General features: G+C 68.8%; 12 protein-coding genes. 10 read left to right on the plus strand and 2 right to left on the minus strand.

The features are described 5' to 3' along the window. Nucleotides 1-2: 2 nt before the first annotated feature. Nucleotides 3-1,070 carry a DUF917 domain-containing protein gene (locus tag H5411_RS04235; protein ID WP_020661376.1) on the minus strand — a complete coding sequence of 356 codons (1,068 nt, stop codon included), beginning with the start codon at nt 1,068-1,070 and terminating at the stop codon, nt 3-5. A gap of 161 nt (nt 1,071-1,231) precedes the next feature. Between H5411_RS04235 and H5411_RS04240 the strand changes: the two genes are divergently transcribed. The 4 genes from H5411_RS04240 to H5411_RS04255 all read left to right on the plus strand — a co-directional run bounded on the left by H5411_RS04240 (nt 1,232) and on the right by H5411_RS04255 (nt 6,374). Next, nucleotides 1,232-2,197: an ornithine cyclodeaminase family protein gene (locus H5411_RS04240; protein ID WP_183123012.1), complete on the plus strand. Its 966-nt coding sequence runs from the start codon at nt 1,232-1,234 to the stop codon at nt 2,195-2,197. Continuing rightward, entirely contained in the window at nt 2,194-3,456 is a 1,263-nt protein-coding gene (locus tag H5411_RS04245; protein WP_051729380.1) for an NAD(P)/FAD-dependent oxidoreductase, read from the plus strand. Before H5411_RS04240 ends, H5411_RS04245 begins: the two co-directional genes overlap by 4 nt. A gap of 234 nt (nt 3,457-3,690) precedes the next feature. Beyond that, nucleotides 3,691-4,767 carry a DUF917 domain-containing protein gene (locus H5411_RS04250; protein WP_037817668.1) on the plus strand — a complete coding sequence of 359 codons (1,077 nt, stop codon included), beginning with the start codon at nt 3,691-3,693 and terminating at the stop codon, nt 4,765-4,767. Continuing rightward, nucleotides 4,764-6,374, plus strand: a complete 1,611-nt coding sequence (locus H5411_RS04255; protein ID WP_134667159.1) for a PucR family transcriptional regulator — start codon at nt 4,764-4,766, stop codon at nt 6,372-6,374. Before H5411_RS04250 ends, H5411_RS04255 begins: the two co-directional genes overlap by 4 nt. Before the next feature lie 73 nt (nt 6,375-6,447). On the opposite strand, the gene H5411_RS04260 is transcribed toward H5411_RS04255, so the two are convergent. Next, nucleotides 6,448-7,812, minus strand: a complete 1,365-nt coding sequence (locus tag H5411_RS04260) for an MFS transporter (RefSeq protein ID WP_134667157.1) — start codon at nt 7,810-7,812, stop codon at nt 6,448-6,450. A 686-nt stretch (nt 7,813-8,498) separates the two neighbouring features. Between H5411_RS04260 and H5411_RS04265 the strand changes: the two genes are divergently transcribed. The 6 genes from H5411_RS04265 (at nt 8,499) to H5411_RS04290 (ending at nt 14,849) form a co-directional block, all read left to right on the plus strand. Then, a complete protein-coding gene (locus H5411_RS04265; protein ID WP_037817664.1) occupies nt 8,499-9,110 on the plus strand; it encodes a TetR/AcrR family transcriptional regulator in 612 nt (203 codons plus the stop codon). A gap of 111 nt (nt 9,111-9,221) precedes the next feature. Next, nucleotides 9,222-10,766 carry a class I adenylate-forming enzyme family protein gene (locus H5411_RS04270; protein WP_101438518.1) on the plus strand — a complete coding sequence of 515 codons (1,545 nt, stop codon included), beginning with the start codon at nt 9,222-9,224 and terminating at the stop codon, nt 10,764-10,766. A 75-nt stretch (nt 10,767-10,841) separates the two neighbouring features. Next, on the plus strand, nt 10,842-11,552 hold the full coding sequence (locus tag H5411_RS04275; protein WP_101438519.1) for an SRPBCC family protein: 711 nt from the start codon (nt 10,842-10,844) through the stop codon (nt 11,550-11,552). Beyond that, on the plus strand, nt 11,549-12,949 hold the full coding sequence (locus H5411_RS04280; RefSeq protein WP_101438520.1) for an aldehyde dehydrogenase family protein: 1,401 nt from the start codon (nt 11,549-11,551) through the stop codon (nt 12,947-12,949). Before H5411_RS04275 ends, H5411_RS04280 begins: the two co-directional genes overlap by 4 nt. Next, entirely contained in the window at nt 12,946-14,058 is a 1,113-nt protein-coding gene (locus H5411_RS04285) for a zinc-binding dehydrogenase (protein WP_037817659.1), read from the plus strand. The genes H5411_RS04280 and H5411_RS04285 overlap by 4 nt, the downstream gene beginning before the upstream one ends. Next, nucleotides 14,055-14,849 (plus strand): MBL fold metallo-hydrolase, encoded by a 795-nt coding sequence (locus tag H5411_RS04290; protein ID WP_020661364.1) that lies wholly within the window; start codon nt 14,055-14,057, stop codon nt 14,847-14,849. Before H5411_RS04285 ends, H5411_RS04290 begins: the two co-directional genes overlap by 4 nt. Nucleotides 14,850-14,851 lie beyond the last annotated feature (2 nt).

Below are 14,851 nucleotides of genomic sequence, written 5' to 3' on the forward strand. Positions count from 1 at the left end.
GCTCAACCTTTCAGGGGGACGTAGTCGACGTCGTAGCCGAAGGCAGCTGGACCGACGATGTCGAGCATCCCGTCGCGCTTCCAGCCGTCGGCGCAGGGCAAGCCGAGGACACGCACTCGCTGGCCGTAGGCGAGGCTCTCGGTGGTGATCGGCTCGGCCGTCTCGAAATCGAGCATGCAGATCAGGTCCGGCGGCGTGACGACCGGACGGCCGTTCTCGATCGCGAGCAGCAGTTCGTTCTGGATTTCGATCCGGAGCGTCCGGCTCGGGTCGGCGAAGTCCTCGACGGTGACCGTGCCGCGCGCGAAGCCGGTCGTGGTCCGCCGGTCGAGGTCGATGATCTTGCCGTCGAACACGACCCGGCCGTCGGCGAAGTCCAGGAACCGGTCCCAGCTTCCGTCTTCCTGGCGCTGCACCGCGCGCAGGAGACCGCCGATCTCGCTGCAGAACTGCATCGAACCCCACACGGCCGCGTCGCGCGCTTCGGCGACTGTCATCGGATAGGCGGCCAGCGCGTTCGCGAGGCCGAGCATCATGGCGGAGCCGCGGACCAGTTTCTCGCCGACTTGGTTCGAGACAGTCTCGAACGCGATCCGGTTGCCCTTCTCGTCCGCGAGGCTCATCGGAGAAGCGGACAGGCCGGCCAGGGTGAACGTGGTCATCTCGATCTGCGGGAAAGCGCGGCGCATGCCGTCGGCGTCCACGCAGGGAACGCCGAGTTCGGCGGCGACGGCCAGCGGAATCAAGGTGTTCATGCCGCCGACCTCGACCGGCATGATCGCGTCGATGTCGCGCCCCAGATAGGAGACGAGCGCGCGCACCGCATCGGCGAATTCGCTGCCGGACGGGATCTTTTCGATGATGACCGTCGGCGCGCCGACGACCGCCACGGTCGCCAGCTGCGCCGCGGCGGGAAGTTCGTCGAGGCCCACGATGTCGATGGGACCGTGGTCGTTGATCGCCTGCTCGACCATGAGCTTGGCGATGAACGGATCACCTCCGCCGCCGGTGCCGAGGAGGGTCGCGCCCAGCGTCAGCTGATCGAGCGCGTCCAGTGCGAGTTTTCGCATGTCGCGAGTGTTCCTTCCCGAGCTGTCCTGCGAAGAATCGTTGGCAGGGACGGTAGAACCCGGCCGCGCTCGCCGACGATGGGCACTTCGCACTGCTTCGCCGGAGGTCGTTGGACCGAACGCCCATTGGGGCGTATCGGCGGCTCGGTCAGGCTGGGGAGGTGACTCAACTACCCGACGTATCCGACCTGCTGCTGCTGACGGCCAGCGAAGTCGACGGCCTTCTCTCGGTGGAGGAGGCCGTCGATACGCAGCGTGCGGCGTTCACCGCATTGGCCGCGGGGCAAGCGTTCCTCGCGCCCCGGATCCTTTCCGAAGGGACCCATGGCGACACCGCGTTCGCTTACGTGGCAAGGCAATCTCTCGACGCGGGGGTGGTCGCGAAGATTGGTTGCGTCGTGCCCGCCAACGTCGCCCGCGGATTGCCGACCATTCACGCGATGGTAGTCGCCCTCGACGCAGTGACCGGGCGTCCCGCCGCGCTGGTGAACGGCGAGGCAGTCACGAAACTGCGCACGGTCGCTGCGTCGCTGCTGGCAGCCCAGACCCTTACCCCGCCGCCCGAGGCGGTGGCGGTCATCGGCTACGGAACCCAAGGTCGCGCGCACGCGGACGCGATCAGGCGCCGTTACCCCGGCGCCGAGGTTCGCGTGTGGGCGCCGCATCTGGAACCCGGCACCATTTCGGACCGGATCACGGCGTGCCGGTCAGGTCGCGAGGCTGTCGCCGGTGCGGGCCTCGTGATCACTTGTACCACGAGCCTCACGCCGGTGCTGGAAGCGGACTGGCTCGCGGCCGGTGCGACGGTGATCAGCGTCGGCTCCTTCGGGCCGAACCGGCGCGAGGTCGGCGACGACATCGTTGCCCGGTCCGCCGTGGTCGTCGACGATGCCCCGACTGCCCTCGAGCACGCAGGCCCGGTCAAGCACGCAATCGCCGCGGGCGTGCTCGGACTCGACCGGATCACGACTCTGGGGGAAGCGCTCACCCAGGGTTTCACGCGCCCGCCCGACGCGGAGTGGACCTACTACAACACCGTCGGCGTCGGAATTCAGGACGCCGCGGTCACCGCGGCGATTCTCGACCGCGCGAGCGGTGCCGGGGTGGGACGGCGGATCCCGTGGTGAACCGGCCGGACGTCACGGTTGTCGGCGCCGGCGCGGTCGGCCTCTCCACGGCTCTGTTCCTGGCTCAGGCCGGCGCGAGCGTGGAAGTCATCGACCGCGGCGGCATCGGTGCGGGCGCCTCGCGCAACAACGCGGGCTGGGTTGTGCCTTCGATGAGCGAGCCAGTGCCTTCTCCGGCAGCGCTTCGTGCCGCAGCGAAGTGGTTCGGCCGCAGAGAAGGCGCCCTCAAGATCGGACTGGAACCGTCCGCCGGGTACGTCTCTTTCCTTGCCCGCATGCTCTTCGCTGCCCGTCCCGCGGCCTATCGGCGGGGGCTGGCGGCGACCGCGTCGCTCGCGGTCGGCGCGGTCGCGGCATTCGACGAACTCGTCCGGCTCGGCGTGGACTTCGAGCGGCACGCCCGCGGCGTCCTGCTGCTCTTCGTCGAGGAGCACGGCATTCAGTCTCATCTCGACGACCTCACAGTCATGGAGAAGCTCGGCCTGCCGGGCGCGGAGTTGCTTGCCGGCAGGGAAGTCCGGGAGCTGGAGCCGGAGGCGGGCCAGGGCGTCGTCGGTGGCATTCTGTGCCGCGGCGACCAACACGTCGCCCCTTCTTCCCTGGTCGACGGATTGGCGGCCGCGTGCGCGCAAGCCGGTGTGCGGCTGCGTCTTCATGCCCCCGTGACGCAGATCGCCGAAGGCGTCGGGTGCGTGCGCCTGACCGCGGGCGGCGTCTCCTTGTCCACCGGTGCTTTGGTGCTGGCTGCCGGTGTCGGCACTCGCGCACTCACCGCGATGGTGACGAAGCCGGTCCGCATCCGCGGCGGGAAGGGCTACGGATTCGACTACCGTCCAGCGCCGTTCACCCTCGGCCATGCCGTGTACCTGAGCGACCACAAGGTCGCCGTGACGCCGTTGGACCAGGGGATCCGTCTTGCCGGAACGATGGAGTTCGGGGCGGAGAACAGCGAGATCGATCACCGTCGCGCGGCCGGTGTCGCCAACGCGATGCGCGCGTACTTCCCCCGCTGGCCGGTCCGCGCTCCCCGGGCCTGGAGCGGGTTGCGACCCCTCACCCCGGACGGACTGCCGGTCGTCGGACGCCTGCCGACGCGGGCGCCGATCTACGTCGCGGCTGGCCACGCGATGCTCGGGATCACCCTCGGACCGATTACCGGGCAGCTGCTGAGCAGGCAGATCGTGACCGGCGAATCCGATCCGCTGCTCGCCCCGTTCGCCCCGGACCGGCACCGGCTGGCGCGGTCCAAGAGAGGCTGATCCCACGCACCTCGCCGGCAGCGGCCACCCGGCTGAAGTGCCGGGATGCCTGGGCGCTCCCTCGTCGCGGAGTGACTGGCCGGGCAGGTGAGCCGCCGAGAGAGGACGCTTGTGGGTACGCGCAGCCATTGTGCGGAACGCACAATAATCCGGATTCCGGTTGAGCAGATTGCTGGTCGCCGGGCTTACGGTGTCCTCGTAATCTTCGGATCGTCGCCCGGGGAAGGACGTGCCATGAGGCAGCTCGGCAAACCGGAGTTGGACGAGTTGACGCTCGGCGCCACGTTGCTGGGCAACGGCGGCGGGGGAGACCCGGCCCTCGCGAGGCTCATCGCGGAGCAGGCCATCGACGACTACGGGCCGGTCACCGTCGCCAAACTCGACGAGTTCCCGGACGACGCGCAGCTGGTCACGGTCGGGGTAGTGGGCGCGTCCACGGCCATCGTCGAGAAAATCCCCGCCGGCCGGGAGTTCATCGCCGCGGTGCGCGCTCTCTCGTCGTACCTCGGCCGCAAGGTCGACGGCATCATGCCGGTCGAGGCAGGCGGGATGAACACGCTGATCCCGCTGGCGGTGGCCGTCGAACTGGGCGTTCCTTGCGTGGACGCGGACGGGATGCGACGCACTTTCCCGCAGATCGAGATGACCACGTTCACCCTCGGCGGCATCAGCGCGTCCCCGATGAGCCTCGCGGACGAGAAGGGCAACAAGATCACCTTCGAGGCGATCACGAACCAGGTGGGCGAACGACTGGTCCGCGGCTCGGCGATGATGCTCGGGCTGGCGAACGCCTTGGCCTCGTACCCGATGACCGTCGCCCAGGCGAAGGCGACCGCGATCCCCGACTCGCTGGAGTACTGCAGCACGATCGGCCGGTTGCTGCGCGCGATCCAGCGCCGGGAGAACGGCGCGTGGCAGGAGTTCCTCGAGTTCACCGGAGGCCGGAAGGTCTTCGAGGGGAAGATCATCGACCTGGACCGGCGGACGACGACCGGCTTCGCCCGCGGCACGGTGACGATCGAGGGGTTCGTCGATCCGACCTGCACGATGCGGATCGAGATGCAGAACGAGCTTCTGCTCGCGATCGAGGACGGGCTCCCCGTCGTGACGCCGCCCGATCTCATCTGCATGCTCGACCACGACACGGCGGAACCGGTCACCACGGAGTCGCTGAGCTACGGCGAGCGGGTCACGGTGCTGGGCTTGCCTTGTGCCGAACAGTGGAACCGCGAAGGGTTCCTCGACGTGGTCGGGCCTGCCGCCTTCGGTTACTACGTCGATTTCGCTCCGCTGAACGGGACGATTCGATGAATGGGGATGCCGGAAGCGGCACCGTCGCATCGCAGCGCGATCCGGACGGACCGGGCGTCTGTCTCGGCGAGGTGCTCAGGTGGGGCCGGCTGGCCGCGGCCACTCTCCTCGGTGGCGAGTCCGCCCTCGACCGGCGTGCGACCCGCGTGCTGATCGCTCCTGCCGGACGTTCGCGCGAAGGCGGCTTTGCCGGCGCCATCGTCCTGCTGGACGGTCGTGAACTCGCTCTCGACACGTACTTGGTGGACGTCACCCTGCGCTGGATGGGCGAGGCAGGCGCGATCATGCTCGTTGTCGTTTCTCCGGAACAGCCGCCGGGCATCGCCAGCTGCCGTCTGGCCGACCGCAGCGGGGTCGCGCTGGTCGAGACCGACGACACTGTACTCGAGCTGGCCGACGCGCTGAGGGAGCTGGTCGAAGCGCCGCAACGCGTGCTGGCCAGGGTGATCGTGGACGCGGTGGACAAGCTGGCCCATCTGTCCCCCAGCAGCGGGGTCGCGGGCGTCCTGGACGTCGTGCGGCAGGCTCTCGGCGCGCAGGTGTCGCTCGTCGCCGCGGAGGGCGAGCTGCTCGCCGGGGATCCTCTGACGCCGCCCTTGCTCCGCAAAGACCAGGTCAACGTCCAACTGTCCACTGTGGTCGGCACAACCCACCGCGTCACCCAGCCGGTGACGCTGGCCAGCGGCGAACGGCCGAGCTTCTGGATCGTCGCCGAGCTGGAGGCGCCGGGCGAGGTGCGCACCAGCGCGGCCCGGTCGTTGCTGAAGATCGGCAGCAGTTACGTCGCCAATCGGCTGATTTCTGACCGGCTCGAACAGGAACGCGACGCCCGCGCTCGTCTCGGCGTGCTCAACGCCATCATCGCCACCGCCGGCCGCCCGTCCGCAGCGCTGGTACAGCAGGTCGCCACGCTAGGGTGGATCACCGACGGCTGGGCCACCGCCGTGCATCTGCGGATCGCCGGGCCCGTCGACTCGATGCAGATCCTGGCGCTCACCGATCCGGTGCGGGCGCTCTTGGCGGAGGCCGGCTTCGACGGTCCCCTCGTCGAACGCTCCGACGGATGGACGACCTGGACCGTACGGCTTGTGGAGCCACCGGCCGCGAGTTTCGCGCACGACACCGCGGCGGTCCGCCAGGCAGTACGACGTTTTCTGGAAAAACGGGACCACCTCAGGGTTTATGCCGGGATCGGCCGGCCGTATCTCGGACTGCAGGGACTGAAACGCAGCCTGGCCGAAGCCCACGAGGCGATGACTATCGCCCAGGGGGCCGGATCCCGCAGCGGCGTGCAGCACATCGACGAGGTCGGCCTGCAACGGATCTTGGTCGGCTGGTACAGCTCCGAGGAGTCCCGCGACCTCGCGCGCAGCCTGCTGCGCCCGGTGCTCGAGATCGACCGGCAAGAGGAGCTGCTCAGCACCCTCGAAGTGTTCCTGGACAACGAGTCCTCTCCGACCGTGACGGCCGAAATCCTCGGAGTCCATCGCAACACCGTCGTGAACCGGATCTCCCGGGCGAAGAGCGTGCTGTCCGCGGATCTCGACGACCCGGACGAGCGGCTCGCGGTCCAGCTCGCGTGTCGATTGGCGAAGCTGCGCGGCTGAGGACGAGCCTGTCACCGCACTCGCCGGGAGGCAGTGCGGTGACAGGCTCACAGTGCTGTATCGCGTGCGACCGCTACGCGAGCTCCCGCCCTTCCGTTTCGGGTATCACCACGGCGAAAACTGCTGTCGCGACGAGGAAAAGGTCGATGAAAAGAACAGTCGAGGAGAATCCGCTCGCGTGTGCCAGGAGAATCCCGACCACGCTGGGCGCGATCGTGTTCGCGACGCGCTGGCCGCAGAAGCCGACGCTGTAGCCCAAGCCCCGTACCGGCGACGGATAGATCTCGCCGACCCAGGTGTCCCAAACCCCCCATGCGCCAAGGCTGAAGAACGACAACACGAAGCTGCCGATGTACAACTCGGCAAGCGTACTGGCGTTCGCGAAGTAGAATCCGCCGGCCGCGGCAGCGAGGACGTAGCCGACGAAGATCTTTTTGCGGCCGTACCTGCCGGTGAGCCAGGAAGCGCTGACGTACCCGGGAATCATGAACACCGCGCTGATCGCGGCGAACCCCAGGCTCGAGGATGCGGACAGACCGCGCTGTTCGAGCAGGGTCGGCAGCCACGTCTGCAGGCCCCAGTATCCCCAGGAGAACAGGAAATTCACGACCAGCTGCAAAACAGTGATCCGGCCGAGCCGTCCCCGGAACAGTGCCGCGAACGAACCCGCCCGCACCTCGGGGACGGACAAGGACTGCGCGCTGAGGTTCTCCGCGTCCGCGGCGCCGAGCCGCCGCAGGGTCGTCAGCGCCTCGTCCTGGCGGCCGCGCTGGACGAGCCAGTACGGGGACTCCGGCACCCAACGGCGGATGACGAGCACCCACAGGCTGGCGACCGCGCTCGCGATGATGACGCCGCGCCATTCGTGCGTGCCGAGCAGCGCGGTGATGCCGACGGCGAGGAGCATGCCGAGCGGCCAGCCCGCTGCCAGGTACACGGTGAGCCGGCCGCGATGCCGTACCGGCAGCAGCTCTTCGAAGTAGGGGAACGTGATGGTCAGGATGCCGGCGAAAAGGAAACCCGCCACGGCCCGCGTCACGAGAAGCATTTCGTAATTGGGGGAGAAGCTGCCGACCAGGGTGACTACGCCGTACCCGGCGAGACTCCACGTGCAGGTCGCGCGCCTGCCGATCCGGTCGGAAATCGGCCCCCAGGCGAGGGCTCCGGGGATCATGCCGAAGAAGAGCGCGGAGATGACGAGTCCCAACTGCGCTGCGGTGACGCGCAGTCCGGCCTCCACCGCGGGGGCGATGTAGGTCAGGCTCAGCATTTCCCACGACTCGATGGCGAGAGCGGCGTAGAGTGCGATTCCGATCTTGATGTGGACCCGCGACAGCGGCATCCGGTGGAACATGGACCCGACTGAGACGGTCGCGGCTGATCTGCCCAACGCCTCTGTCGACGGGGCGCGGGTTCGGCCCGCTTCTTCGCTGCTCATCGGACGACCTCCGGGCGGACGGCTTGAGAAGTGTGCGAACTGTAGGCACCCGGTCATTCAGCCGACGATGTGCTGTGCGCACTGCTCGAGCAGCCCGGCTTGGGCGATGCGTCCAATCCCGGCGGGGCGAAGATCGGAATACGCGCGGGGTCGCCCCCGAATCGTGAGCCTGCGTGACACTCAGCGTTCCTCCGATCAACAGGTCACGGACGCGGTTGAGCCGCATCTCCTTCGCGAACTGGTACGGCGATTTCCCCGTCACCTCACAGAAGAGGTGCGAAAACGCCGACGGGCTGAGCGAAACCCGTTACGCCATATCGGTCACCGTCAGCGGCTCGGACGTGTTGTCCTGCACGTAGGAGACGACCTCTCTAACCGGGTTGCGCGCCACCACCGCGATTTCCAGCAGCCGCGGGTACTGCTCAGTTGCCGGATCCGGTACACCATCTCGGCCCGGTAGATCGGCGCCACCACCCGGCGGTCCGCACCGGTTCCCGTCGCCTGGTGAGTGGTAGCGACGTGCGGCACCGGGGCCACCAGCGCGGTCGACCCGATCGACGCGATCGCTGACCTATACCTGTGGCTGCACGTCGCTCACAGGCGGATCCGGGACATGCCGATGACCACGGGGTGCCTGCGGGGGGTGCCCGGAGGACGGGTGCGGGCGGCGGCCCTGTCATCATGAGATGGTGAGTTCCAAGACGTCGGCGGGGCGAAGCGAGACCAAGGCGACCGTGAGCCCGGGTGCGGTTCGGGAGGCCGCGCTGACGTTGTTCGCCGAGCGGGGGTACCACGGCACCGCACTGAGCCAGATCGCGGACGTCTTGGGCATCCGCACGCCGAGCCTCTACAACCACATGAAGTCGAAGCAGGACCTGCTGCGGGACATCATCGCCGACACCACCGAGCAGGTGTGGGCGGATTACGAGCAGGCGGTGCACAGCGTCGGCGACGTGGTGGAACGGCTGCGTCGGGCAGCGCGTGTCTATGCATTGCGGCACGCCACCCACCGCCGTGAGGCGATCATCGTCAACCGCGACGTCGACAGCTTGGAAGAACCAGTGCGCTCGGAGGTGCTCGAGCTGCGCCGCCGCCATGCCGGTGCCATCCGCGACCTCATCGAGGAGGGCGTCCGCGAAGGCCGGTTCACAGAACCGGAGCCCACCTTGGCCGCATTCGGCATCCTCGAAATGTGCGTGAGCATCGCCCGGTGGTTCCGGGAGGACGGCCCGCAGTCGGCCGAAGCCGTCGCCGAAACCTACAGCCGCTATGCGCTCCGCGTCGCCGGCCTGAGCTGACCGGCCCTCGGTCCGACTCTCCCGGCCGACCCCTTGTGCAGTGAGAAGGGCAGCGCTACCCTCTCAAAACTAACGAGCATTAGTTAGTAACTTGTCCCGTCAGGAGTGCTCATGCTCAGAGTCGAGCTGATCCGTCCCGTGCCGCAGCTGCTCGTCGAGCAGGCTGCGCGGTGGGGCGACAAGATCGTTTTCAGCGACGACCGTCGTTCAGTCAGCTACCAGGACCTCGCCGACCGCACCCGCCGGGTGGCCGGTCACCTGGTCAGCGCGGGCATTGCCCGGGGTGATCGCGTGCTGATCTACCTGGACAACAGTGCGGATATCGCCGAGGCCTACCTCATGACGACCCGGGCTTCGCTGGTCGGCGTCTGTGTGAACGCCGATGCCGCTCCCGCGGAGATCGAGCACATGCTCGTCGACTCCGGCGCCTCGGTCATCATCACCGACCGGGCCCACCTCGCGCACGCCCGCGAGCTCGGCCGCCTCCGGGGCGCGATGGTTCTCGTGGTCCGGCCGGGCCGGGTCGAGGACGCGCGGTCGTACGAGGAACTGGCCACCACCGAGCCTGCCGGCCCGCCGCGCGACGACCTGGGACTGGACGACGCCGCGTGGATGCTTTACACCTCCGGGACCACCGGTCGGCCCAAGGGTGTTGTGCTCACGCAGCGCGGCTGCCTGTGGGTGGTGGCCGCGTGCTGGGCCCCGATCGCCGGAATGTCCGAACAGGACCGGGTGCTGTGTCCCTTGCCGCTGTTCCATTCCTACGCGCTGGTCCTGTGCGTGCTGGGAGTGTTCGCGACGGGCGCGACCGAACGCATCCTGCCCAAATTCTCGCCCGGCCGGGTGCTCGATTTGCTGGCCACGGAGGACTTCACCATCCTGCCCGGGGTGCCGACCATGTTCCAGTACCTCGTGCACTCCGCCCGGGAACGCACGGTCGATGCCGAAGGACTGCGGCTGTGCCTGTCCGCCGGGGCGATCCTGCCCGCTGCCCTGAACGCCGAATTCGAGGAGGTGTTCGGAGTCAAGCTGCTGGAGGGCTACGGCATCACCGAGACCTCGACGATGGTCACCATGAACACCCCCGACGGCGGGCGTGTGCTCGGCTCGTGCGGGCTGCCGATGCCGGGGATCGGGGTGCGCCTGGTGGACCCGGTGAGCGGTCGCGATGTCGGCGTAGGCGAAGAAGGCGAGCTGTGGGTCAGCGGACCGAATGTGATGCGCGGCTATCACAACCTCGACGAGGCCACCGCCGAAGTGCTCCAGGACGGCTGGTACCGGACCGGAGACTTGGGCAGGCGCGATGCCAACGGCTTCCTGACCATCAGCGGCCGGACCAAGGAGCTCATCATCCGGGGCGGGGAGAATATCTACCCGGCCGAGGTCGAAGCCGTGCTGCTCAAAGCGGACGAGGTCCGCGATGCCGCCGTGGTGGCGCGTGAGCACCCCGATCTCGGCGAGGTGCCGGTGGCGTTCGTCGTCCCGGAAGAACCGGGAAAGCTGGACGTCGACGCGCTCTTGGGCCGATGCGCCCGCGAACTGTCGAAGTTCAAGGTCCCGGCAGGCGTCTTCGAGATCGAGTCGATCCCGCGCACAGGCTCGGGCAAGATCATGCGGTTCCTTCTGCAGAAGCAGTTGCCGACGCCGGCCGGCTGAGGGGCCTCGCGTCATTGACCTGGCATCCGGCTGCCCGTAGCATGCAAACTAACGTTAATTAGTAAGGTGGTTCAGGTGGAGCTCTCCAACACCTTCACGGTCAATCTGCCGGTCGATGAAGCCTGGCGGGTGCTGACCGATCTGGAACGCGTCGCACCGTGCCTGCCGGGCGCCTCGCTGCAGGGCGTGGAGGACGGCGTGTACCGCGGCGGGGTCAAGATCAAGGTCGGCCCCGTGTCGGCGCAGTACCGGGGAACCGCCCGGTTCGCCGAGAAGGACGACAAAGCGCACCGAGCGGTGGTCCGTGCCGAAGGCAAAGACGCGGGCGGGCAAGGCAACGCCGCGGCGACGGTGACCATGAGCCTGGCCGAACAGGGGTCGGGAACCAAGGTCGACGTCCGCACCGAGCTCGACTTGTCCGGGCGGGTCGCCCAGTTCGGCCGGGGAGTCATCTCGGACGTCACGAACAAGCTGATCGGCCAGTTCGTGCGACGGCTGGAAGCCGAGTTCGCCCCGGGCTCCGCGTCGACCGAGGCGCCTGCCGCGGCCCGCGCCGCCGCTCCCGCCGACGAGGTCGAAGCGCTCGATGTCTTCTCGAGCATGGGCGGCCTGATCGCCAAGCGCGCGCTGCCCGTCGTCGGCGGACTGATCGCGCTCCTGGCCGGGATCCTGGTGTTGCGCAACCGCGGCCGCTCCGGTGCCCCGTCGGCGTCCCCGCCCGTAGTGATCAACCTGTCGTTTCCGGTCGCAACCGGCCGGACCTACCCCGAGGAGGCGGTCCTGTGACGGACGAGCTGATCCGCGAACCCGCGCTCTACATCGGCGGCGACTGGGTCGCCGGCCACGGCGACGACAGCGAAGTCGAGAACCCGGCCACCGAGGAAATCACCGGTGTAGTGACCCAGGGGACCGAGTTCGACGTCGACCAGGCGGTGAGCGCCGCCCGCGCGGCCTTCCCGAAGTGGGCGGCCACGCCGGTCGAAGACCGGGTGGCGGCGCTACGCCGCCTGAAGGACGTCCTCGCGGACCGGGCCGACGCCTTCGCCGGCCTCATCAACCGCGAACAAGGCTCACCGCTGCCGCTGGCACGGAAGCTGCACGTGGACGTGCCGCTCGCCGTCATCGCCCGCACGGCGGACGCCCTCGCGGAATTCCCCTTCCGCGCCCAGCGCGACAACTCGGTGATCCTGCGCGAGCCGGTCGGCGTCGTCGCGGCGGTGACGCCGTGGAATCTCCCGCTGCACCAGGTGATCGTGAAGGTCGTTCCGGCGATCGCGGCCGGCTGCACAGTGGTGCTCAAGCCCGCCGCCCTCACCCCGCTGACCGCGTTCGAGCTGGCACGCGCTTTCGAGGCCGCCAAGTTCCCGCCCGGGGTGCTGAACCTGGTCACCGGAGGCGGTCGGGTGGTGGGTGACCTGCTGTCTCGCCACCCGGGCGTCGACCACGTCTCCTTCACCGGCTCCACGCCGGTGGGGCGGCAGGTCGCCGCGGCCGCGGCCGAGACCGTCAAGGGCGTAACCCTGGAACTCGGCGGCAAGTCCGCGAGCGTAGTGCTCTCGGACGTGTCCGACGAGCTGCTGGCGAAGGCGGTCAAGGTGACCGTGGCCAACTGCTTCCTCAACGGCGGCCAGACCTGCACGGCGTTGTCCCGACTCATCGTCCCGGCGTCCCGCTTGGCGCAGGTGGAGCAGCTCGCCGCCGCGGCGGCGGCCAAGTACATGCCCGGCGACCGGCTCGGCCCGCTGATCTCGGCGGGGCAGCGCAAGGAGGTCGAGAGCTTCCTCGACCCGCAGGGCGGCAAGCTCGTCACGGGGAGCCTTCCGGTTCCGGACAAGGGACACTTCGTCGCCCCAGCCGTCTTCAGCGAGGTCGACCCCGCCTCACGGCTCGCCAGGGAAGAGATCTTCGGCCCGGTCCTGTCGATCCTGCCGGCCGACTCCGACGACCACGCGATCGAGCTGGCCAACGACTCGATCTACGGCCTCGGCGGCGCGCTGTGGATCGGCGACGTCGACCAGGCGCTGGACTGGGCGGCCCGGATCCGCACCGGCCAGATCGACGTCAACGCGGCGCCGTTCAACCCGCGCGCCCCCTTCGGCGGCTACAAGCAGTCCGGCATCGGCCGGGAGATCGGCGACTTCGGCATCGAAGACGTCCTCGAGATCAAGGCGGTGCAGCTGTGACGGACGGATACCAGGTCGAAGTGAACGCGCTCGTGCTGCGGTCGCCGGACAAGCCGATGGAGGTCGAACGCATCCGGCTGAAGGACGTTGGGGCGGGTGACATCCGGGTACGTATCGACGCCACTGGCGTTTGCCACTCCGACCTGTCGCTGGCCCGCGGCGTGCTCGCCCAGCAGTTGCCCGCGGTGCTCGGGCACGAAGCCTGCGGCACCGTCGTGGAGACCGGTTCCGCCGTCACAGACCTGCGGGAAGGCGACCGCGTCATCCTGCTGTGGATCACGCCGTGCGGGCACTGCGTCAGCTGCGCGCGCAACGAACCGCACTTGTGCGTCAACGGGTCCGCGCGGGGTGCCGAGCCCTACGCGCTGGACTCGTCGGGTGAGCCGGTCTACCCCGGACTGACGGTCGGCTCGTTCGCCGACCAGACCGTCGTCCCGTCCGCGGCCGCGGTCAAGGTGCCCGACGACATCAGCACTGAAGACGCCGCTTTGCTGGGCTGCGCCATCACGACTGGCGTGGGCGCGGTCACGAAGACCGCCGCCGTCACTACCGGCTCGTCGGTGCTCGTCGTCGGCCTCGGCGGCGTCGGACTGGCCGCGGTGCAGGGCGCCCGACTCGCCGGCGCTGCGAATGTCATCGCGGTGGATCGCAATCAGGACAAGGCGAGTCTGGCGATCGCGCTCGGCGCGCACCACTTCGTGCCAGCCGACGACGACACCAAGAAGACCGTCCGGGGGCTCACCGACAAGCAAGGCGTCGACTTCGCTTTCGACTGCGTGGGTTCCTCGCGGACGATCCGCGACGCGTGGGGAATGACCCGGCGCGGCGGGACCGCGTGCGTGGTCGGCATCGGCGGAAAGGACGACCAGGTCAGCTTCAGTGCCTTGGAGCTGTTCCACTTCGCCCGAACCCTGGTGGGCTGTGTCGCCGGCTCGCTGGACGCGAACCGAGACCTGCCGCGCTACTTCGACCACATCCGGGACGGCCGGCTCGACTTGGCGGCGATGGTGACCGGGCACGGCAAACTGTCCGATGTGGAGGCTGCGCTGGCGGAAATGGCCGCCGGACGCGGCATCCGCACGTTGGTCGTGCCGGACGGTGCCCGATGAAGGTCGGGGCGCTGAGCGTCGAACCCGTCTACGACGGCTACGGCCAGGAGCCTGCCCGCGAGGTGCTGACCTACCCGGGGCGGTCGGACGCGTGGTCCTGTCACGAGCATCTCCTCGACGAGTCCGGCCGCCTGCGGCTCGAGCTCGGCGGCTTCCTGGTGCGGACCGGGGAACGGGTCATCCTGGTGGATGCGGGTGTCGGGACGATCGACAACGACAAGTACCACGGCGGGCGGTTTCTGGAGAGCCTGCGTGCGCTTGGGGTGGATCCCTGGGACGTCACCGACGTCGTCTTCACCCACCTGCACTTCGACCACGTGGGGTGGGCCACGAAGAAGGGCGAGGTCGTGTTCCCGGACGCGACCTACCGCGTCCACCGCGCCGACTGGGCGCACTTCGTCGAGAGTCCCGACGCCGATCCAGGCGCGGTGCGCAAGCTTTCCCCGCTCACCGAGCGGCTGGAGACGTTCGAGCACGACACCACCCTCGCTCCGGGGTTCGACGTCCGCCACCTGCCCGGCCACACCCCGGGGACTGCGGTCTACGTGGTGTCGAGCGAAGGGGAACGGGCGATGCTGCTCGGCGATGTCGCGCACTCCCCGGTCGAACTCACGGATCCCGCATGGGAAGCCGTCTTCGACCTTGACCCGGTGGCCGCGCGGAAGGTGCGCGCGGACCTCGTCGCGGTCGTCACGGACCAGCCCGATTTCGTCGCCGCCGCGCACTTCCCGCCCGGCCGCCTGATCACCGTGGACGGCGAGCGCCGGTTCACCCCACTCGAGAAGGAATGACC

This window comes from Amycolatopsis echigonensis, assembly GCF_014174495.1.
Taxonomy (GTDB): domain Bacteria; phylum Actinomycetota; class Actinomycetes; order Mycobacteriales; family Pseudonocardiaceae; genus Amycolatopsis; species Amycolatopsis echigonensis.

Bases quoted from the DNA above. Each gene is read 5' to 3' on its own strand.
- H5411_RS04235 (WP_020661376.1), bottom strand. From the start codon at position 1,070: ATGCGAAAACTCGCACTGGACGCGCTCGATCAGCTGACGCTGGGCGCG.
- H5411_RS04260 (WP_134667157.1), bottom strand. From the start codon at position 7,812: ATGAGCAGCGAAGAAGCGGGCCGAACCCGCGCCCCGTCGACAGAGGCG.
- H5411_RS04290 (WP_020661364.1), top strand. From the start codon at position 14,055: ATGAAGGTCGGGGCGCTGAGCGTCGAACCCGTCTACGACGGCTACGGC.
- H5411_RS04270 (WP_101438518.1), top strand. From the start codon at position 9,222: ATGCTCAGAGTCGAGCTGATCCGTCCCGTGCCGCAGCTGCTCGTCGAG.
- H5411_RS04250 (WP_037817668.1), top strand. From the start codon at position 3,691: ATGAGGCAGCTCGGCAAACCGGAGTTGGACGAGTTGACGCTCGGCGCC.
- H5411_RS04255 (WP_134667159.1), top strand. From the start codon at position 4,764: ATGAATGGGGATGCCGGAAGCGGCACCGTCGCATCGCAGCGCGATCCG.
- H5411_RS04265 (WP_037817664.1), top strand. From the start codon at position 8,499: ATGGTGAGTTCCAAGACGTCGGCGGGGCGAAGCGAGACCAAGGCGACC.